The sequence below is a fragment of the Pseudoalteromonas sp. SA25 genome (assembly GCF_011378705.1).
GTDB lineage: Bacteria > Pseudomonadota > Gammaproteobacteria > Enterobacterales > Alteromonadaceae > Pseudoalteromonas > Pseudoalteromonas arctica.
The window spans coordinates 128,821-149,635 of the sequence record NZ_WTKV01000005.1; the positions used below are offsets into that span (position 1 = coordinate 128,821).

A 20,815-nucleotide genomic window follows, 5' to 3' on the forward strand; every position below is an offset into this window, starting at 1 on the left:
ACTGTTCAAGTAAATAGTCAAGGACTCAAAGTAAATGGTAAATATATACAACACACTCACGCGACAAAAAGAGCAATTTAAACCTATGGTCGAAGGAAAAATCGACATGTATGTGTGTGGTATCACCATTTATGATTACTGCCATATTGGACACGCTCGTACTTTTGTAGGTTTTGACGTAATTGTGCGCTACTTACGCCATATTGGTTACGATTTAAAATATGTACGTAACATTACAGATATCGACGATAAAATAATTAAACGTGCGAACGAAAATGGTGAGTCAATAAACGACTTAACTGTGCGCATGACTAAAGCGATGCATGAAGATTTTGATAGCCTAAATATGCTACGCCCAGATATTGAACCAACAGTTACAAGCCATATGGATGAAATTATCGTTATGGTTAAGCGCTTGATTGAAAAGGGCCATGCTTATGTTGCAGCTGATGGCGATGTATTATTTGATGTATCAACGTTTGAGCAATACGGTGCACTTTCTCAGCAAGATTTAACTATGCTGCAATCGGGCTCTCGCGTTGAAGTGGCTCAAGATAAAGACGACCCACTTGATTTTGTTTTATGGAAAAAAGCTAAAGCAGGTGAGCCATCATGGTCATCACCGTGGGGTGAAGGGCGTCCGGGTTGGCATATTGAATGTTCGGCAATGAGCTCAAAGCACTTAGGTGAGCATTTTGATATTCACGGTGGGGGGTCTGATTTACAGTTTCCACATCATGAAAACGAAATTGCCCAATCGTGCTGTGCAAACAACGGCAAGTATGTAAATACATGGATACATACTGGCATGGTTCAAGTAAACAAAGAAAAAATGTCTAAGTCGTTAGATAACTTCTTTACAGTGCGTGAAGTTTTAAAAGCATACGATCCTGAATCTGTTCGTTACTTTTTAATTTCAGGTCATTACCGCAGCCAACTAAATTACTCACAAGAAAATTTAGACCAAGCGCGTTCATCACTTGAGCGCATTTATACAGCGCTTCGTGATGTCGAACCGGTAGAGTGCGATTTAGAAGGTAATGAGTTTGTTGCTAAATTTAGAAAAGCAATGAATGACGACTTTAATACACCAGAAGCACTACCTGTGTTGTTCGAACTTGCTAAAGAATTAAACCGCGTAAAAGAAAGTGACGCAGTTCAAGCTGGGCAACTTGCGTTTATATTACGCAGTATTGGTAACGTTTTAGGTGTTGCTCAACAAGCACCGGAAGCCTTTTTACAAGGCGGGCAAGATGACGACGAAGTTGCGACAATTGAAGCATTAATTGTAAAACGTAATGAAGCACGTACGAGTAAAAACTGGGCTGCTGCTGATGAAGCACGTGATGCGCTTAATGCGTTAGGTGTAATACTTGAAGATTCAGCCGGTAAAACAACGTGGCGTAAAGCGTAAGCGTTTAAAGTAATACACGTTAAACAAAAAAAGGGTTGCCAAATGGCAACCCTTTTTTGATTTTTTAACAGCTTAGCTGTGATATTTCTCACACGCTTCAAGTGTGTTTTCAATTAAGCTCGCGACCGTCATCGGGCCAACGCCACCTGGTACAGGTGTAATAAAATGCGCTTTTTGTTCAGCCACACTGTATTGAACATCACCAACTAATTTACCCGTGTCTAAACGGTTAATGCCTACATCGATGACTATAGCGCCTTCTTTTATCCAATCTCCAGGTATAAATTCAGGTTTACCTACAGCCACAACTAATAAGTCAGCGCGGCGAACATGCGTTTCTAAGTCTTGAGTAAACTTATGGCATACTGTGGTAGTACAACCCGCTAATAAAAGCTCTAGCGACATTGGACGACCAACAATATTTGACGCGCCAACGACAACTGCATGCATCCCTTTATAACGTACACCCGTTGAATCAAGTAATGTAATAATACCTTTAGGGGTACATGGGCGAAGGGCAGGCATACGCTGTGCTAATCGACCAATGTTATATGGATGAAATCCATCAACATCTTTATGTGGGGTAATGCGTTCTAAAATCTTTTCAGCATCAAGACCTTTTGGCAGTGGTAACTGCACTAAAATTCCATCAACTTCGGCATCATTATTTAGCTCGTCAATTAAATCTAAAAGAGTTTGCTCTTGCGTGTCTGCTGGTAAATCAAATGATTTGGAGATAAAACCTACTTCTTCACAGGCTTTACGTTTTGAACCAACATAAACTTGGCTTGCTGGATCAAGTCCTACAAGTACTACTGCAAGTCCTGGTGCACGTAAACCATTTGCTACACGTTCACTTACGCGTTCTGCTACAGCGCTACGTACTTGTTTTGCGATTGCCTTACCATCAATGATGTTTGCCGTCATGGGTGACCTTTAATTGGGGTTAATTAACTAGATACCGATACTCTAAAAACGAATGCATAATAAAATAGGGGTAAAAATGCTAATAAAGAAAACATACTCTTTATTTAACTCGTTTTATAATATGCCTACTATTTTCGCAGAAAAGCATAGCAGCGCCAAGTTGCTTTTAATGTATATAACATTTGAGTTATTAAATAGTTTAAATTTCAGCCTACTATTGTAATATTTAACCATTGTGCACTAAAAATGAGCACTTGATTGGTTTTATTAAAAAAACGTTTGACCTAACCCCGTCAAATCACTATTATGCACCCCGTTGTCAACGAGGTCACTCGCTAACAATAATAAGTTTCGGCGATTAGCGCAGTTTGGTAGCGCACTTGGTTTGGGTCCAAGGGGTCGCAGGTTCAAATCCTGCATCGCCGACCATTTTTATAATTTATTATAATCGAATAGCTTATTGGTAAACTATGAAGTTTTCGATGCGCCCATAGCTCAGCTGGATAGAGCAACGCCCTTCTAAGGCGTGGGTCGAAGGTTCGAATCCTTCTGGGTGCACCATTTGAAAACATGTAAATATAGCGGTGATTGTAGCTCAGTTGGTAGAGCCCCGGATTGTGATTCCGGTTGTCGTGGGTTCGAGCCCCATCAGTCACCCCATTTACAACGAATATCGGCGATTAGCGCAGTTTGGTAGCGCACTTGGTTTGGGTCCAAGGGGTCGCAGGTTCAAATCCTGCATCGCCGACCATTTTCTTAAAATGGTCTTAAACTCTCAGTTTAAGTGTTCAGTATGAAAAAAGAAGTTAACTCTTCAATGTCGGCGATTAGCGCAGTTTGGTAGCGCACTTGGTTTGGGTCCAAGGGGTCGCAGGTTCAAATCCTGCATCGCCGACCATTTTCTTATCTAATAAGAATAATAAGTAAATTCCTCTAAGTTATAAATCTAAATCTGTTAGCCTATAATTCTATTAAATAATTTCTACTTTAATCCATTCAATGCCTAGTTAGCCTGTTTTTTATTCAGTTAGTCTCTATAGTCCCTTATCTAGTCCAAATAATTGCCCCCTATACTCGACTATCATAAATATTAGGTTATAATGCCGCGTCTATTGTTTAACATAGTGCCCGAAGGGCAAAGCAGCAATGGTATCTCATGGTAGCGACGGATGCTTTTAAGTGTGAAAAACCGCTTAAACTTTATCAAGACTCATGCAGATCACTTTGTTTGTAAAGGAAGGCGAACAGTCGCCAAAATTGAATATTGAGGTAAATCATGCAAGTTTCTGTTGAGACGACCCAAGGCCTTGAGCGCCGTATAACTATCACCGTTCCTTCAGAGAACGTTGAGACCGAAGTAAAAAAACGCCTACAACAACTGTCAAAAACACAGCGTATAGATGGTTTCCGTGCTGGTAAAGTTCCAGTATCTGTAATTAACAAGCGTTTTGGCCCTGCAGTTCGTCAAGAAGTTGCTGGCGAAGTAATGCAACGTAATTACATTGAAGCAATCGTTTCTGAAAAAATCAATCCAGCTGGCGCGCCTACATTCGCACCTAAATCACTTGAAGCAGGTAAAGATTTAGAATTCTCAGCAACGTTTGAAGTTTACCCTGAAGTTGAAGTTCAAGGTTTAGATAAAATTACTGTTGAGAAACCAGCGGTAACAGTGACTGACGAAGATTTAGCTAACATGCTAGAAACACTTCGTAAGCAACACGCAGCTTGGGCTGATGTTGATGCAGCTGCTGGCGAAAACGACCGTGTAACAGTTGATTTCGTAGGTACTATCGACGGTGAAGTATTTGAAGGCGGCAAAGCTGAAGACTTCCCATTAGAACTTGGCCAAGGTCGTATGATCCCAGGTTTTGAAGATAACATCGTAGGTAAAAAAGCAGGCGAAGAAGTAGTTGCTGATGTAACTTTCCCTGATGATTACCACGCTGAAAACTTAAAAGGTAAAGCGGCTCAATTCACTATCACAGTGAAAAAAGTTGAAGCGCAAGAATTACCAGAATTAAGCGAAGAGTTTGCAACTAAATTCGGTGTTACCGAAGGCGGCGTAGACGCGCTTAAAGAAGAAGTTAAAAAGAACATGACACGTGAGCTAGACCAAGCGGTTAAAGCAAGCGTTAAAGACCAAGCAATCAAAGGTCTTTTAGCTAACAACGAAATCGAAGTGCCTAAAGCACTTGTTGATCAAGAAGTTGATGCTCTACGTCAGCAAGCAGCTCAACGTTTTGGCGGCGACGCTCAAAACATGCCAGAGCTTCCAGCTGAATTGTTCCACGAGCAAGCTGTAACACGTGTTAAAACTGGCCTTTTATTAGGTGAAGTGATTAAAGCTAACGAGATTAAAGTTGATGACGCTAAAGTTGAAGCATTAATCGCAACGGTAGCTTCTGCATACGAAGATCCAACTGAAGTAGTAGAATACTACAAAGGTAATGATCAACTTATGCAGCAAATGCGTAATGTAGCAATGGAAGAGCAAGCTGTTGAAGCTATTTTAGCTAAAGCAGTTGTTACTGATGTTGAAAAAGCATTTGATGACATCATGAATCCACAGCAAGGTGCTTAATAAGTCATTGACTTAAGCTCTCGCTAACGATTAAATGGCTCGTGCTACTCTGTTTATACAGCGTGCCCGGGCCATTTTAGTTTTTGGCTCTAAATTTGCGAAAAACGATAACTATGCTTCCTTATAATAAGGATAAGTATAAGCGCATAAGGAATTAAATAAGTATGAATACTGGTATTACAGATCCCCTAAATGCATTGGTCCCAATGGTTGTTGAACAAACACCGAAAGGCGAGCGCTCGTATGATATTTATTCGAGATTATTAAAAGAGCGTATTATCTTTTTAACAGGTCAAGTTGAAGACAACATGGCAAATCTGATTTTAGCGCAAATGCTATTTTTAGAATCAGAAAATCCTGATAAAGATATCTTTTTATACATCAACTCACCAGGTGGTTCAGTAACTGCGGGTATGGCTATTTACGACACAATGAACTTCATCAAACCAGATGTAAGTACAATATGTGTAGGTCAAGCTGCAAGCATGGGTGCTTTTTTACTTACTGCTGGCGCTAAAGGTAAGCGTTTTTGCCTACCAAACTCACGTGTGATGATTCACCAACCATTAGGTGGTTTCCAAGGTCAAGCATCTGACTTTGAAATACATGCTAAAGAAATTCTGTCTATTAAAGATAAGCTTAACCGCTTAATGGCTGAGCATACAGGCCAACCATTAGATATTATCTCTAAAGACACAGATCGTGATAACTTTATGAGTGCCACGCAAGCTGTAGATTACGGCTTGGTAGACTCTGTGTTTACAAATCGCGACAAAAAGTAAGCGCTTGGCGAGCAGGATTGCCTGTTTGCCACTTTGAGTTACTATGCGAAAACCAATAAATTTTGGTATAGTTAAAGCGTATTGAAATAGCCGCCAACAGTTTTGGTGGCCAACGTAATAAAATGAGGTAGCTGAATGTCTGACACTCCTACAGACGGCGACAAAAGTAATAAATTGTTATACTGCTCTTTTTGTGGCAAAAGCCAACATGAAGTGCGTAAATTAATTGCAGGCCCTTCAGTATACGTTTGTGATGAATGTGTAGAGTTGTGTAACGATATTATCAGGGAAGAGATCAAAGACATTGCTCCTAAGCATGATACGTCTGACAAACTACCTGTACCAAAAGAAATTCGTAAACACTTAGACGATTATGTTATTGGTCAAGATCATGCTAAAAAAGTATTGTCTGTTGCCGTTTATAACCATTATAAACGCCTACGTAACCAATCGACTAAGCAAGACATTGAATTAAGTAAAAGTAATATTTTGCTTATCGGCCCAACAGGTAGTGGTAAAACATTACTTGCAGAAACATTAGCGCGTCTACTTGATGTGCCGTTTACTATGGCCGATGCCACTACATTAACCGAAGCAGGTTATGTAGGTGAAGATGTTGAAAACATCATTCAAAAGCTTTTACAAAAATGCGATTACGATGTTGAAAAAGCGCAACGTGGCATTGTTTACATTGATGAAATTGACAAAATTTCTCGTAAATCAGATAACCCGTCAATTACACGTGATGTATCGGGTGAGGGCGTTCAACAGGCGCTACTTAAACTGATTGAAGGCACCGTTGCTTCTGTTCCACCGCAAGGTGGTCGTAAACATCCACAACAAGAGTTTTTACAAGTAGATACGTCTAAAATCTTGTTTATTTGTGGTGGTGCATTTTCAGGGCTAGATAAAGTAATTGAGCAACGTAGCCATAAAAATACCGGTATCGGTTTTGGCGTTAGCGTAAAAGAATCTGCGGCGAGTCGTTCTTTAAGTGAAACTTTTAAAGACGTAGAACCAGAAGATTTAGTTAAATACGGCTTAATTCCTGAGTTTATAGGTCGTTTGCCAGTAGTTGCTACGTTAACTGAACTTGACGAAGCTGCTCTTGTGCAAATATTGAGTGAACCTAAAAACGCGATTACTAAACAGTTCTCAGTATTGTTTGGTATGGAAGACGTTGAACTTGAGTTTCGCGATGATGCCTTAGCTGCAATTGCCCACAAAGCAATGGAGCGTAAAACAGGTGCACGTGGTCTTCGTTCAATCGTTGAAGGTGTGTTACTTGATACTATGTACGAACTTCCTTCAATGGATGATGTAAGCAAAGTGGTTATTGATGAAACCGTTATTAAAGGTGAGTCAGACCCAATCTTGATTTATGAAAATAATAAACAAGATAAAGCTGCATCAGAATAGTTTTTAAGCTATTTGAATGAAAAAAGGAGCCTTAGGCTCCTTTTTTTATAATTAATTTAATCGAGTATGGGAAAATTGTTGAACTTTAATTAGGTTATCCCCATATACTTGAGTAATCTTTAAAATAAATGAAGTGCGAAGAGAAACTATAATGACGCTTGAGAGAACCGACCGAGTCGAAATCCCAGTCCTTGCACTGCGCGATGTTGTGGTATACCCGCACATGGTGATCCCGCTTTTTGTTGGCCGTGAAAAATCAATAAAATGCCTAGAAGCGGCAATGGACAAAGACAAACAAATTTTCTTGGTTGCACAAAAAGATGCAACTGTAGATGAACCAGAGCAAGATGATATTTATCGTATCGGTACTATTGCCACTGTACTTCAGTTATTAAAATTACCAGACGGTACAGTTAAAGTTTTAGTTGAAGGTACACAGCGCGCACAAATTGAAGAATTTGTAGATAACGATGACTTTTTTGTTGCTAATGCTCAATTTATTGAATCTGATTCGGTAGACGAGAAAGAACAAGATATTTTTATTCGTAGCGCAATTAGCCAGTTTGAAGGCTATGTAAAGCTAAACAAAAAAATTCCACCTGAAGTACTAACTTCAGTTTCAGGTATTGATGAGCCAGCACGCCTTGCCGATACAATGGCAGCCCATATGCCGCTTAAAGTACCTGAAAAGCAAAAAGTGCTCGAAATTTCAAGCGTTACAGAACGTCTTGAATATTTAATGGCATTAATGGAAGGCGAAATAGACTTACTGCAAGTTGAGAAGAAAATTCGTACCCGCGTTAAAAAGCAGATGGAAAAGTCTCAGCGCGAGTATTACCTCAATGAGCAAATGAAAGCCATTCAAAAAGAGCTGGGTGAGCTTGACGATGTACCTGACGAATTTGAAGCACTTAAAAAACGCATCGAAGAATCGGGTATGCCAGCAGAGGCACAAGACAAAGCGACGACAGAGCTTAATAAGCTTAAGATGATGTCGCCAATGTCTGCAGAAGCGACTGTAGTGCGTTCATACATTGACACATTAATTAATGTGCCATGGAAAAAACGCTCTAAAGTGAAAAAAGACTTAGCGGGCGCGCAAAAAATTCTTGATAGCGATCACCACGGCTTAGATAAAGTAAAAGAACGCATTATTGAGTATCTCGCAGTACAACAGCGTACTAATAAGCTTAAAGGGCCAATTTTATGTTTAGTTGGGCCACCAGGTGTTGGTAAAACATCACTTGGTCAGTCTATTGCGCGTTCAACTGGTCGTAAGTATGTTCGTATGGCGCTTGGCGGCGTACGTGATGAAGCTGAGATCCGTGGTCATCGTCGTACATACATTGGTTCAATGCCAGGTAAGCTAATTCAAAACATGACAAAAGTGGGCGTTAAAAATCCATTATTTTTGTTAGATGAAATCGATAAAATGTCATCAGACATGCGTGGCGATCCAGCATCAGCACTATTAGAAGTGCTTGATCCTGAACAAAATAGCCACTTTGCCGATCATTACCTTGAAGTAGATTACGATTTATCTGATGTTATGTTTGTAGCAACATCAAACAGCTTTAACATTCCTGGCCCATTACTGGACCGTATGGAAGTTATTCGCTTATCGGGTTACACCGAAGATGAAAAGCTAAACATTGCAAAAGAGCACTTAATTACTAAACAAGTAAAACGTAACGGCTTAAAAGAGTCTGAAATAGTTATCGAAGATAGTGCAATTATTGGCATTATTCGTTACTACACACGTGAAGCGGGTGTACGTAACCTAGAGCGCGAAATTTCAAAACTATGCCGTAAAGCAGTTAAAAATATCTTACTTGAAAAAGACACTAAAACAGTGACTATCAATCAAGATAACCTAGAAGACTTTTTAGGTGTGCAACGCTTTGATTATGGTAAAGCTGAAGATGGCGACCGTATTGGTCAAGTTACAGGTTTAGCATGGACAGAAGTTGGCGGTGATTTGCTAACAATCGAATGTGCGGCTGTACCAGGTAAAGGTAAACTTACTTATACCGGTTCACTGGGCGATGTAATGCAAGAGTCGATTCAAGCGGCAATGACGGTAGTACGTAATCGCGCAGATACATTTCGTATTAATAGCGACTTTTACGAAAAACGTGATATTCACGTACACGTACCTGAGGGCGCAACACCAAAAGATGGTCCTAGTGCGGGCGCAGCAATGGTAACAGGTCTTGTATCTAGCTTAACGGGTAACCCTGTACGAGCAGATGTTGCAATGACCGGTGAAATTACGCTACGTGGTGAAGTACTTCCTATTGGTGGCTTAAAAGAGAAATTATTGGCGGCGCATCGTGGTGGAATTAAAACAGTAATCATTCCAAAAATTAACGAACGTGACTTAAAAGAGATTCCAGAGAACGTGCTGGCAGGTCTTGATATTCACCCAGTTACTTGGATTGACGAGGTGTTAAAGCTTGCTTTAGTGCATCCTGTTGAGAGTTTTTCGGTCGAAACACCTAAAAACCAAGAAAAAAGCTAAAAAAAGTGCTTTTTAGGGCTTTTCAAATCTAAACGGTATGATAAGTTAAGCACTGGTTTTCAAGCCTAGCCCTTATGGGGCGTAGGCTTAAGAAAAATATAATCATGTGAGCATTAAAAGTTTGCTCTACAATTTTCAAAAAAGTGATGTTAGTTTAAAAAACCATCGCTCTTGATAATAACAATGAAAGAGGATGATATTGTGAATAAATCTCAATTAATCGATCAAATCGCAGCTGATGCTGACATTTCTAAAGCGGCTGCAGGTCGTGCACTAGATTCATTCATCGAATCTGTATCTGGCGCGCTAAAAGAAGGCGACTCAGTTGCACTTGTTGGTTTTGGTACTTTCTCAGTACGTGACCGTGCTGCACGTTCAGGCCGTAACCCGCAAACTGGTGAAACAATCCAAATTGCTGCTGCAACTATTCCTGCTTTTAAAGCCGGTAAAGCGCTTAAAGACGCAGTAAACTAATCACTGTTTTAAACACATTAGTTATGGCGAGTGTAAAGTTACTGATTCACCACAACAGATGAATTAAGTAACTTTACCGCCAGTTACTTCAAGTGAAAAAGCGTATCTGGTAAGATACGCTTTTTTTACATGTGACAAGGTAAAATACCTTGATCAAAAAGAGATAAACAAATGCTTGAGAAAATCAGAGAAGGTTCGCAAGGACCTGTAGCCAAAATAATTTTAGGCGCGGTGATTTTATCTTTTGCCTTAGCAGGGATCGGTAGTTACTTAGGTCAAACCACAGAACAACCCGTTGCTGAAGTAAATGGAATTAAAATTAGTCAAACCGATTTTAACCGTGCTTACCAAAATGAACGTAGCCGTTTAGAGCAACAATTTGGTGAATATTTCACACAAATTGCCGCTGATCCAAATTACATGGCGCAAATTCGCCAAGGTGTAGTTGACCGCTTAGTACAACAAGAATTGCAATCACAGCTAGCGGCTGATTTAGGCCTTCGCGTAAGCGACGAAAGTGTACGTAAAACAATTTTAGAACTACCGTACTTTCAAATTGGTGAAAAGTTTAATAACGATCGTTACTTACAAGTAATTCGTCAAATGAACTTTCAACCAGATGCTTTTCGTGAATACTTACGTAAAGATATGACACGTAGTCAGGTAGTATCTGCTGTTGCAGGTACAGACTTTGCCCTAGAGAGCGAGCTTAAAAGCGCAATTGCTCTGCAGCAGCAAACTCGTAGTATTGACTACTTAGTCATTAATAAAGAAGCGCTTGCCGCGGACGTAGAAGTATCAGAGCAAGAAGTGTCTGATTACTACGAGCTAAACGCATCACAATTTTTATCTCCAGAGCTTATTTCAGTAAGTTATATTGAGCTTAAAGCAGCAGATATTAATGTTGAATCGGTAACCGAGGATGACGTTAAAGCGTATTACGAGCAAAACAAAGCGCAGTACGTTGAGCCAGAAAAGCGTCGCGTATCACATATCTTAATTGATAACAGTGAAGACGATGATGCAGCAAAAGAAAAAGCCAATGCACTTCATGCACAACTAGAGCAAGGTGCAGACTTTGCTGAGTTAGCACAATCATCATCTGACGATATCGTTAGTGGCGAAATGGGCGGCGACCTTGAATGGATTGAACGTGACGTAATGGATCCTGCATTTGAAGATGCGACTTTCGCACTGCAAAACAAAGGTGACATTTCTGAGGTTGTTGCTTCTGAGTTTGGTTATCACATAATTAAACTTACAGACATTCAACCACAACAAGTTAAAGCGTATGACGATGTTAAAGCTGACTTACGTGCTGAATTAGAACAAGCTGAAAAAGTAGATGCGTTTTACGAAAAGCAAACAGAAATGGGCGCACTTGCATTTGAAATTTCAGACCGCTTAGACGACGCTGCAGAAGTTGCTGAAGTGGAAGTTAAATCTACACCTCTTTTAGCACTTAATGCTCTACCAGAGCCTTTAAACAGCCCTGCAGTTGTAACAGCACTAACATCAGTTGATTTACTTGAAGATAAAGTAAACTCTGAAGTTATTGAGCTTGGTGAGGAGCATGCAATTATTGTTCGTATTAACGAGCATAAACCTGCTGCTACTAAAGCGCTGGATGAAGTAAGCGAGCAAATTAAAGCGCGTTTAGTTAATGAAAAATCATCTGAGCTTGCTAAAGAAAAAGCGCGTAGCTTATTTGCAGAAGTACAAGCAGGTAAGAGCTTAAACGATGTAGCAAACGAGCAAAGCTTGACGGTTCGTCAAGAAGCGCAGTTAACACGTCAAAGCTACACTGTTTCACCTGCTATTGTGACTCAAGCATTTAAAATGGCTCACCCAGCAGATTCTGCGGTAGTTGAGCTTGTTAATTTAAATAATGGTGATGCAGCAATTGTTGCGCTTAAGTCGGTAACAGATGCACAAGTTGCAGCTAATATTGACCCTCAAGCAAAACAAAGCATTACTATGGCGCAAGCTAATAAAAACTACATGGTATTTATTGAAGCGCTTAAAGCCAATGCTGAACTTAACTTACCAACGGCTACACAAACTGTTGAATAATTAATTTTGGCTCATAAAGAAAGGCGCTTTTAAAGCGCCTTTTTTATTGTCTTAAATAAAGTTGGTATATTACCAATTCGCTTAATTAAGTATTATTGCGGATTGGTATTAATTACCTCTGGCAATAAACTCAATCCGATTGCCGCTAGGCTCTCTTATCATCATATGTTGGGTTGGACCTTTACCTAAGTTTTCTGGTGCAAACTCTATAATAATATTATTTTGCATTTTTAAGTGTGTATGTAGCTCGCTTAACTTTTTGATACTTTCTACACTGAGTGCTAGATGGTGTAAGCCCACATTTTCTGCCCGATTAAACTCCACACGTTTTTCATCATTTTTTACGCGCCATAATGTAATGGTTATTTTATTGTTTGATAAAAAATAAGCGGGGTAGGTTGGATCACTTCCTAGCGTTTTAAAACCAAGTACATCAGTAAAAAACACTTTAGATGAGTCTAAATTAGAAACTGTTAAACCGAGGTGATCAACGCCGCCTACCCAGCTTTTAACTTCTTGTGATGTATTTGAAATAGCTGAAGCAGATAGTAGCAGTAGGGGAGAAAGACTAAGTAGTAACGTTTTTTTAAGCATAAGATTTCTTGTTAATTAAATGTAGTTAACAACAAGACCCACCTAAATGCGGTTACCTTACAAAAAAGGTATAAATTTATAAGCTGCTTTTAGCAGCTCAGTAATCGCTGCGTTACTTTTGATTGGGGGTTTTGGAAAACGTCTTCAGTAGGGCCATATTCAACCACTTCGCCTTTATCGAGTACAACCACAAAATCACTGATGTGGCGCACTAGGCTTAAATGGTGGGTGATCATTACATATGTTAGGCCTGTGTCGCGCTGCAGCTTAAGTAATAAATTCACTATTTGAGCGCGTATAGAAGGGTCTAAAGACGAAACGGCTTCATCAAGCACAATCACCTTAGGATCTAAAATTAATGCACGAGAAAATGCAACACGCTGTAGTTGCCCCACACTAAACATATGCGGGTAGTAGTGTTTATGATCGATTAACAAACCCACCTTTGAAAGCGTTGCATCAATCTTTTCAGTGCGTTCACTAGCATCAAGCTCAGTATTATATTGCAGGCAATCATCAAGCATTTCGCCAATGGTTAATCCCGGGTTGAGCGATGCAGCTGAATCTTGAAAAATCATACGAATATGGCGACATTGATTATCGCGTACGCCATTATCTTCGATAATATTATTCTCGAGCAAAATTTGCCCGCTATCAGCAGTATCAGCTCCAGAAAGTAGTTTTGCTAATGTACTTTTACCTGCACCTGTTTCACCAATTATGGCAATACTTTCGCCTTTACCGACACAAAACGAAATATTTTTAAGTACTTCAAACTTTTTACGTGAAAAAAGCCCAGCTCGCACATTGAATGTTTTTGATAGTGCTTGTACTTTTAGTAGCGGCTGCATTATTTCATGTCCTTAATTAACGGAAAATGGCACGCATAACTATGACCATGATGCTTAGTAAGGGTGGGAGTTACCACGCAGGCTTTTTGTGCTTGCGGACAACGCGGCCCTAGGCGGCAGCCAATAGGCAAATGTTGCAGAGTAGGGATAGTCCCTTTAAGTGCATAAAAAGGTTCTTTATGCGCTAAACCTTGTTCGTAGTCTGGCAAGCTTTTTAGTAATGCTTGCGTGTATGGATGGCGAGGCTGTTTAAATATTTCATGGGTTGGGCCTGCTTCAACCATTTGCCCGCAATATAAAACATGAATGCCATGCGACCAATGTGCAATCTCTTCAAGTTCATGAGAGATCATCAAAATAGACATGTTTTTAAGTTGGTTTAAGCTTTTTAGTAGTCTAAATACTTGTGCGCGAGTTGTGCTCTCAAGTGCTGTAGTTGGCTCATCAGCGATTAATAACTTAGGCGTGCGAGCAATGGCCATCGCAATCATTACTTTTTGACATACGCCCTCTGAGAGCTCATGAGGGTAACTACTTAGTACCGCTTCGTGGTTTTTAATGCCCACCTTATGAATAAGCGCTTTTACTCTGTCTTTTCTCTCGCGGTTGCGCTTTAAAAAGAAACCTTTAGTTGCGATCTCTGGGAGTGTTTCGGCAATTTGGTCAAATATTTTAGCGGTTGGGTCAAGGCAGCGACTTGGATCTTGATAGATCATCGCTATATCTTGGCTTACTATTTTACGGCGTTTCTCTGGACTTAAACGCATTAAGTCTACGCCGCGCCAATGAATACGGTCGGCAGTAATGTCCCAGCGTTCGTTCAATACACCAATAATCGCTTTTGCTATTAGGCTTTTACCAGAGCCAGACTCGCCCACAAGCGCATGTACTTCGCCTTCTTTTAAGCTAAAACTCACTCTGTCTACGGCTCTAATTACAGTTTCAGAGGTACGTAGTTCAATTGTTAAGTTACGAACATCGAGTAATTGCATTTAATCAGCCTTACGTGCTTTTAGCACTTGTCGCAGGCCATCGCCTACTAAATTAGTAGATAACACGGCTAAAAATAACAGTATACCAGGTAGCGCTACAGTCCACGGTGCTAGATAAATGAGGCCTAGGTTTTCGGCTAATATTGCGCCCCATTCGGTCGTCGGTGGCTGAGCCCCTAATTTTAAAAATCCCAGTGCTGAAATATCTAATATAGCGGTAGAAAGCGCCATCGTGAATATAACCACAATATGCTCATAAATATTAGGAAAAATACCACGCGATATAATATGCCAATTAGACGCACCATCTAGTCTAAACGCAGTAATGTAATCTTTACTTAATTCATCAACAATCAGGTTACGCACTGAGTGAATAAATTGCGGCAGTAATGCTAAAATAATTGCCCATACGGTATTCATTAAACCCGGGCCGAGTATGGCGATTATTATTATTGCCAGTAACAAAGAAGGAATAGAAAGCGTTATATCAAGCAAGTGATTTAAAAAGCTTGAACGCAGCCCTTTACTAATCCCTGCAAAAGTACCCACTAACACACCAAAAATAGTCGTGATCAGGGCGGCTACAACAGAGAGGCCAAACGTATACGTAGCACCATTCATTAAGCGCGAGAGTACATCACGGCCTAAATCATCGGTACCTAAAAGAAAGCGTACATCGCCCATTTCTCGCCACGATGGCGGAATAAGCAGTGCATCAGTGTGTTGTTGGTTTACACCATACGGGGCTAAAAAAGGAGCGGTGGCGGCTAATAGTGCAAACGCCATAAATATCCATAAACCAACCAAAGCAGGGTGGTTATTTTTAAACTTTCGCCAAAATCGCGCCAGTGGCGATTTATTCGACTCTTCAGAAAATAAATTAAACTTTGCCATGGGCCTGATTCCGCGAGAGTGGATCGAATAAAGTGTAAGTAAGCTCAGCTGTAATAGAAGCTAAAATAACAAATAAAGACACTGCCATTAACCCGCCTTGAATTGCAGGAAAGTCACGCTGATAAATACTATCGATTAACCATCGGCCAATACCCGGCCACGAAAAAATAACTTCGGTAATCATCGCAAGCGTTATTAGCGTACTAAATTGCAAACCAATTTGCTTAATTACCGGCAGTAATGCATTACGCAGTGCATGGTGCATGATAAGTTGGCGGCGGTTAAGGCCTTTTGCCCTAGCTGTTTTAATAAAGTTTTGATCCATTACTTTAAGCATAGACTCGCGAGTAAAGCGCACTAATACAGTGGTTGGATACATAGCCAATACAATAGTCGGAAGTGTTAAATGGCGCAGCGCATCAACAAAAGCCATTCCTTTATATGGAAATCCAGCTAGAGCAATATCAATTAATATAAACCCTGTACTGGCGGGTATTTCGTAAAGGAGGCCCATTCTGCCCGACATAGGAAACCAGCCAAGCTTTAATGAAAAAACCATTATTAATAACAATGCGAGCCAAAATACAGGCATTGAATAACCCACCATAGTGGTAGAGTTTATAAGCTTGTCGGGCCAACGTTTATGATACCCAGAGCCTAAAATGCCAGTCGGTACACCAATAACAACCGATACAATTAATGCGTATACGCTTAGCTCTAAAGTAGCCGGTAGCAAATCAACAATATGGCTAAACACACTATTACCAGAGGCAAACGAAAGCCCCCAATCACCCTGAAATATTCGCCCTAAAAAGGCAATGTATTGCATAAAGTAATTGCTGTTATATAAATATTTGTCTTCAAGCTCACTATGCTGTGCAAAGTTACTACTTGGTATGCCGCTTAAATTACTTAGCGGATCACCGGGAAATAAATACGCCAGTGAAAACGTAAATACGCTGAGCATCAGTATCATAAAAAAGAACAAACCAAGGCGACGTAAAATATAATCTAAGATCATTATTTCTTCCTCGCATTGGCAAGCGAAATAGCGCCAAATGGGCCAAGTGTTATGCCTTCCACGTCGGCGCTACTCGCTTGAAAGCGCAGGCCATGAGCAATCGGTAATAACGGCAGCTCTTGAATAATTAAGCTTTGTGCGTCTTCGTAGTATTTTTTACGTTTGTTTAAATCAGTGGTGTCTAGTGCTTGAGTAAGCAATAAGTCAAATTGGGGATTACACCAGTTTGCTGGGTTTTTACCACTAAAAGTAGCGGTACAACTCAGCAGTGGGCTAAAAAAGTTATCAGGATCGGGTGTATCTGCGGCCCAACCAAGTAATACACTGTCGTGCCTATGCTCGCCAATACGTTGAATAAACGTGTTCCACTCATATTCTACAATGCTTACATTAACGCCCACTTTGCGTAAATCACTTTGCATAAGCTCAGCCATTTTTCGCGCGTTAGGGTTATAAATACGACTCACAGGCATAGCCCATATCGTCATATCAAAGCCATCAGGTAAGCCTGCTTCAATTAGTAACTTTTTAGCAAGTTCTGGATCAAACGTAGGTATATCTTCTTGTGGCTCAAACGCCCAAGAGGTTGGCGGCAAAATAGATTGTGCGCGAGTACCGTTACCGTAATAAACCGCCTGCATTATTTTATCTACATCTATTGCATGTGCGAGTGCTTGGCGTACGCGCAAGTCGTCAAACGGGGCACGTTCTGTATTAAATGCCCAATAACCTATGTTTAAGTTCGTTTCTTTTTCAACGTTTATATCATCACGTTGAGCTAAAATACTTAATTGCGCACTACTTGGATGAGCCGTTACATCGCACTCTTTAGTCAGCATTTTTGCTATACGCGTAGTGCCGTTAGGGGTTATGTCGTAAACCAATTGTTCAAGTGCAACGTCGTGCTTCCAATAAAGTGGATTACGGTAAAAGCGTACAAGGTGATCTCGGCGGTATTCTTTATAAATATAGGGACCAGTGCCAATAGGGTACTGATCAAATAAGTTTTCTTCGTTTTTTTTCTTAAGTTCCATGGCGTATTCTTCTGAAAGCACCACGGCAAAGTCAGTGGCCATATTAGCTAAAAAGCTGCTTTCAGGATTAAACAGTTCAAAACGCACTTGGTAGTCAGACACGCGCACAATTTTACGAATGAGTTGATCAATCCCCACACTTTGAAAATACGGGTAATTGGCATCGCCCACAAAGTGATATGGATTGTATACATCGAATAATCGGCTAAAGGTGAATATAACGTCGTCGGCGTTAAAATCCCGCGATGGGGTAAAATAAGAAGTTGTATGAAACTTTACATCTTTACGCAAGGTAAAGGTAACCGATTTACCATCTTTACTAATTTTCCAATCGGTTGCTAACTCACTTTGAAATTCTGCCGTAACAGGGTCAATGCTAATTAAACGGTCGTATAATTGGTTAGCAATTATATCAATAGTTGAACCGGTGGTCGTGACTTGCGGATTAAACGACACAGGGTTAGCTTCAGCGCAATAAACTAAGCCTTGGTTTTTTTCTTCTATGATTTCTTCTTTGCTATCAAGGCAACCAACTAAAGTGGTGGCAAGCAAAACAAGTAATAATTTATGCACCCGCATAACCTCTGACTATTGTTGATCCAACAAGTTGTATTTTTTAAGATAACCACGTAATTGATGATACGTTAAACCAAGTACTTCTGCAGTTTTCTTTTGATTAAATTGGCTATGTTCGAGCGCTTTATTAATCATGTTTATTTCAAAGTCGTTTGAGCGCTCTTTTAAGCTGCACGGAAATTGAATATCGACGGCTATATTACTGCTTGCTTGAGCAATCGGCGGCGCAACAACAATAGGCTCGGCATTAACAGTTTGAGCCGCTATAGGTGCTTTAATGCGCGCTTTTGGTCTAAATGGGCTATCGAATGGGTCTAAAATAATCTGGTGAACGGGGATATGTTCACTACCGTGGCGATACAAACTGCGTTCAACCACATTTTTAAGTTCACGAATATTACCAGGCCAATCATAACTAAGCAGTGTTTCTGTTGCGCTTCGGGTAAAACCGCTAAAGAGTTCCCACTCTAAATCGCGCGCCATATTCATCGCAAACTGCTCAGCAAGAAGCATAATATCGTCTTGGCGTTCGCGCAGTGGCGGCAGGGTAATTACATCAAAGGCAAGGCGATCGAGTAAGTCACTTCTAAATTCACCTTGCTCAGCCAAATAAGGGAGGTCTTCGTTTGTGGCACACACTAAGCGTGTATCTACTTTTACAGTTTGTTTGCCGCCAACACGTTCAAACTCACCGTATTCTATAACGCGCAGCAGTTTTTCTTGTACCATAGCTGAGGTATTAGCTAATTCATCTAAAAACAGTGTGCCGCTGTTAGCGCGTTCAAAACGACCTTCGTGGCGTTTGCTTGCCCCCGTAAAAGCACCGCTTTCGTGGCCAAACAATTCACTTTCGAGTAAGTTTTCGTTAAGCGCTGCACAGTTAAGTTTTACGTAGTTTTGATCCCAACGCTTTGATAAAAAGTGTAAGCGTGCTGCTATTAGCTCTTTACCTGTGCCGCGTTCACCAATAATAAGTACCGGTTTATCTAAATTAGCCAGTTGCGAGACCTGATCTAATACAGACAGAAAGCTATCTGATTGGCCGAGTAAATTATCCTGTTGGCGATATTGGCTCATATTTCCTAACTCTTGGTCATTTTTACTAACAGTTAGTGTATTTCATAAATAGGGATAACTAAAGAAATTTGTATATTTAGTTTAACGTAATGAAAATAAAGTGTATTTTAACTTTTAAAAAGTTGGCAAGCATATTGATACTAGTTATAGCAGACTAACTAAGTTTTAATTACAGAGGTAAATGTTATGGGAATTTTTTCACGTTTTGCAGATATTGTTAATTCTAATATCAACGCCATTTTAGATAAAGCAGAAGACCCAGAAAAAATGGTTCGTCTGATTATTCAAGAAATGGAAGACACGCTTGTTGAAGTACGTTCTACATCAGCTAAAACATTGGCTGAGAAAAAAGAAATTGTACGCCGCTTAGATACGCTTAAAGCACAGGTAAGCGATTGGCAAGATAAAGCCGAACTGGCTTTAAGTAAAGACCGCGACGATTTAGCGCGTTCAGCCCTACTTGAAAAGCAAAAGTCGGCAGATGCCGTTGCTTCAGTCGCTAGTGAACTTGAACATGTAGAGTCTCATATTGAGAAATTACAGCAAGAAGTAACGACACTACAAGAAAAGCTAGCAGATGCGAAATCTCGTCAAAAGGCAATTATACTTCGCCAACGTTCGGCTGAGTCGCGCCTTGAAGTGAAAAAGACACTTGATAGCTCAAAAGTAGAAGACGCACTTAATCGCTTTGAACGTTACGAAACTAAAATTGATGGACTAGAATCTCAAATTGAGTCTTACGATTTAGGTAAAAAGACGTTAGCGGACGAAATTGCTAATCTACAAAAAAATGAAAAGATAGATGATGAGCTAGCCGAACTTAAAAAGAAGCTAGCTGATAAATAATTTATAAAGGGGCACTTAAAGTGCCCCACTGCTTAAAAACATCAAAACGGATTGTCAGGAGAGAATTATGTTTGATTCAGATGTAATAATTGTTCCATTTGTTATGTTTATGATTTTTGTTGCCCCGCTGTGGCTAATTTTGCACTACCGTAGCAAAAAACAAGTAAGCCAAGGTTTAAGTGAACACGAACATCGCCAGTTACTTGAGCTTGCACATAAAGCCGAAAAAATGGCAGACAGGGTTGAAACACTTGAAGCATTGCTTGATCAAGAGTCACCACAATGGAGACGCAAAGTATGAGTGCCAAACGCGAATTATTAAGAGACCCACAACGCGGTAAAATAGCCGGAGTATGTGCGGGATTAAGTGACTACTTTAATATGGAGTTATGGTTAGTTCGCATTATATTTGTTAGTGCGGTACTGCTAACGGGTGGCCCATTATTTGTGGTAGCGTATATTGCAGCCTGGTTCATTTTAGATAAAAAAGAGCCCGCAACAGTGCAAACTAACAGCTCAACTAAACATGACGATCCGCTAGAAGTAAAATTTAAAGTATGGCAAAAAGGCGAGCCACCGCGCCGCGCATTGCAAGATTTAAAAGAGCGTTTAACGCGTGTAGATACTCGCCTTCAAGATATGGAGCGCCATGTAACTTCAAGCGAGTTTACGGTGAGCCGTGAAATTAACAAACTTTAAAGGATTTAATAGCACCTTATTTGCAGCGTGATAAATTACG

18 protein-coding genes and 5 tRNA genes are annotated in these 20,815 nt (G+C 40.3%); 15 read left to right on the forward strand and 8 right to left on the reverse strand.

All coding sequences use genetic code 11. From position 1 onward, the window contains the following. Window positions 1-34 precede the first annotated feature (34 nt). Window positions 35-1,414: a cysteine--tRNA ligase gene (cysS, locus tag GQR45_RS05865; RefSeq protein WP_024592761.1), complete on the forward strand. Its 1,380-nt coding sequence runs from the start codon at window positions 35-37 to the stop codon at window positions 1,412-1,414. Between the two features lie 72 nt (window positions 1,415-1,486). On the opposite strand, the gene folD is transcribed toward cysS, so the two are convergent. After that, on the reverse strand, window positions 1,487-2,341 hold the full coding sequence (gene folD / locus GQR45_RS05870; protein WP_002958348.1) for a bifunctional methylenetetrahydrofolate dehydrogenase/methenyltetrahydrofolate cyclohydrolase FolD: 855 nt from the start codon (window positions 2,339-2,341) through the stop codon (window positions 1,487-1,489). Window positions 2,342-2,693: 352 nt separating this feature from the next. Between folD and GQR45_RS05875 the strand changes: the two genes are divergently transcribed. The 11 genes from GQR45_RS05875 (at window position 2,694) to GQR45_RS05925 (ending at window position 12,191) form a co-directional block, all read left to right on the forward strand. Next, window positions 2,694-2,770: transfer RNA gene (locus tag GQR45_RS05875), tRNA-Pro, on the forward strand. Between the two features lie 55 nt (window positions 2,771-2,825). Further along, a tRNA-Arg gene (locus tag GQR45_RS05880) sits at window positions 2,826-2,902 on the forward strand. A 23-nt stretch (window positions 2,903-2,925) separates the two neighbouring features. Next, window positions 2,926-3,001, forward strand: a tRNA-His gene (locus tag GQR45_RS05885). A 14-nt stretch (window positions 3,002-3,015) separates the two neighbouring features. Then, a tRNA-Pro gene (locus tag GQR45_RS05890) sits at window positions 3,016-3,092 on the forward strand. A 70-nt stretch (window positions 3,093-3,162) separates the two neighbouring features. After that, window positions 3,163-3,239 (forward strand) — tRNA-Pro (locus GQR45_RS05895). A 378-nt stretch (window positions 3,240-3,617) separates the two neighbouring features. Continuing rightward, a complete protein-coding gene (gene tig, locus GQR45_RS05900) occupies window positions 3,618-4,922 on the forward strand; it encodes a trigger factor (RefSeq protein ID WP_007580935.1) in 1,305 nt (434 codons plus the stop codon). Window positions 4,923-5,086: 164 nt separating this feature from the next. Next, on the forward strand, window positions 5,087-5,704 hold the full coding sequence (gene clpP / locus GQR45_RS05905; protein ID WP_007580937.1) for an ATP-dependent Clp endopeptidase proteolytic subunit ClpP: 618 nt from the start codon (window positions 5,087-5,089) through the stop codon (window positions 5,702-5,704). Window positions 5,705-5,839: 135 nt separating this feature from the next. Beyond that, window positions 5,840-7,123: an ATP-dependent protease ATP-binding subunit ClpX gene (clpX, locus tag GQR45_RS05910; protein ID WP_002958344.1), complete on the forward strand. Its 1,284-nt coding sequence runs from the start codon at window positions 5,840-5,842 to the stop codon at window positions 7,121-7,123. Between the two features lie 151 nt (window positions 7,124-7,274). Beyond that, window positions 7,275-9,644, forward strand: a complete 2,370-nt coding sequence (lon, locus tag GQR45_RS05915) for an endopeptidase La (RefSeq protein ID WP_024592760.1) — start codon at window positions 7,275-7,277, stop codon at window positions 9,642-9,644. Between the two features lie 183 nt (window positions 9,645-9,827). Next, window positions 9,828-10,118 carry an HU family DNA-binding protein gene (locus GQR45_RS05920; protein WP_157823336.1) on the forward strand — a complete coding sequence of 97 codons (291 nt, stop codon included), beginning with the start codon at window positions 9,828-9,830 and terminating at the stop codon, window positions 10,116-10,118. 171 nt (window positions 10,119-10,289) lie between these two features. Continuing rightward, window positions 10,290-12,191 carry a SurA N-terminal domain-containing protein gene (locus GQR45_RS05925; protein WP_165725404.1) on the forward strand — a complete coding sequence of 634 codons (1,902 nt, stop codon included), beginning with the start codon at window positions 10,290-10,292 and terminating at the stop codon, window positions 12,189-12,191. Window positions 12,192-12,299: 108 nt separating this feature from the next. Here the strand turns inward: GQR45_RS05925 and GQR45_RS05930 are convergent, their stop codons facing one another. The 7 genes from GQR45_RS05930 to pspF form a co-directional block, all read right to left on the reverse strand. Continuing rightward, on the reverse strand, window positions 12,300-12,785 hold the full coding sequence (locus GQR45_RS05930) for a VOC family protein (protein WP_165725405.1): 486 nt from the start codon (window positions 12,783-12,785) through the stop codon (window positions 12,300-12,302). A gap of 89 nt (window positions 12,786-12,874) precedes the next feature. Then, window positions 12,875-13,636 (reverse strand): ATP-binding cassette domain-containing protein, encoded by a 762-nt coding sequence (locus GQR45_RS05935; RefSeq protein WP_165725406.1) that lies wholly within the window; start codon window positions 13,634-13,636, stop codon window positions 12,875-12,877. Beyond that, window positions 13,636-14,628 (reverse strand): oligopeptide/dipeptide ABC transporter ATP-binding protein, encoded by a 993-nt coding sequence (locus GQR45_RS05940; RefSeq protein ID WP_007580952.1) that lies wholly within the window; start codon window positions 14,626-14,628, stop codon window positions 13,636-13,638. Before GQR45_RS05940 ends, GQR45_RS05935 begins: the two co-directional genes overlap by 1 nt. Beyond that, entirely contained in the window at window positions 14,629-15,522 is an 894-nt protein-coding gene (locus GQR45_RS05945) for an ABC transporter permease subunit (RefSeq protein ID WP_007580954.1), read from the reverse strand. It lies immediately after the preceding gene. After that, window positions 15,509-16,543 (reverse strand): ABC transporter permease, encoded by a 1,035-nt coding sequence (locus GQR45_RS05950; protein WP_007580956.1) that lies wholly within the window; start codon window positions 16,541-16,543, stop codon window positions 15,509-15,511. The genes GQR45_RS05945 and GQR45_RS05950 overlap by 14 nt, the downstream gene beginning before the upstream one ends. Further along, a complete protein-coding gene (locus GQR45_RS05955) occupies window positions 16,543-18,150 on the reverse strand; it encodes an ABC transporter substrate-binding protein (protein ID WP_010553755.1) in 1,608 nt (535 codons plus the stop codon). The genes GQR45_RS05950 and GQR45_RS05955 overlap by 1 nt, the downstream gene beginning before the upstream one ends. Before the next feature lie 15 nt (window positions 18,151-18,165). Next, window positions 18,166-19,230, reverse strand: a complete 1,065-nt coding sequence (pspF, locus tag GQR45_RS05960) for a phage shock protein operon transcriptional activator (protein WP_002958334.1) — start codon at window positions 19,228-19,230, stop codon at window positions 18,166-18,168. Between the two features lie 186 nt (window positions 19,231-19,416). Here pspF and pspA point away from each other — a divergent pair, with 186 nt between their 5' ends. The 3 genes from pspA to pspC all read left to right on the forward strand — a co-directional run bounded on the left by pspA (window position 19,417) and on the right by pspC (window position 20,775). Beyond that, the gene (gene pspA, locus GQR45_RS05965; protein ID WP_002958333.1) at window positions 19,417-20,076 is read left to right on the forward strand and encodes a phage shock protein PspA; all 660 of its coding nucleotides are present in this window, start codon (window positions 19,417-19,419) and stop codon (window positions 20,074-20,076) included. Between the two features lie 67 nt (window positions 20,077-20,143). Beyond that, entirely contained in the window at window positions 20,144-20,377 is a 234-nt protein-coding gene (gene pspB, locus GQR45_RS05970) for an envelope stress response membrane protein PspB (RefSeq protein WP_008168589.1), read from the forward strand. Then, window positions 20,374-20,775, forward strand: a complete 402-nt coding sequence (pspC, locus tag GQR45_RS05975; protein WP_165721613.1) for an envelope stress response membrane protein PspC — start codon at window positions 20,374-20,376, stop codon at window positions 20,773-20,775. Before pspB ends, pspC begins: the two co-directional genes overlap by 4 nt. The last annotated feature ends 40 nt before the right edge of the window (window positions 20,776-20,815 follow it).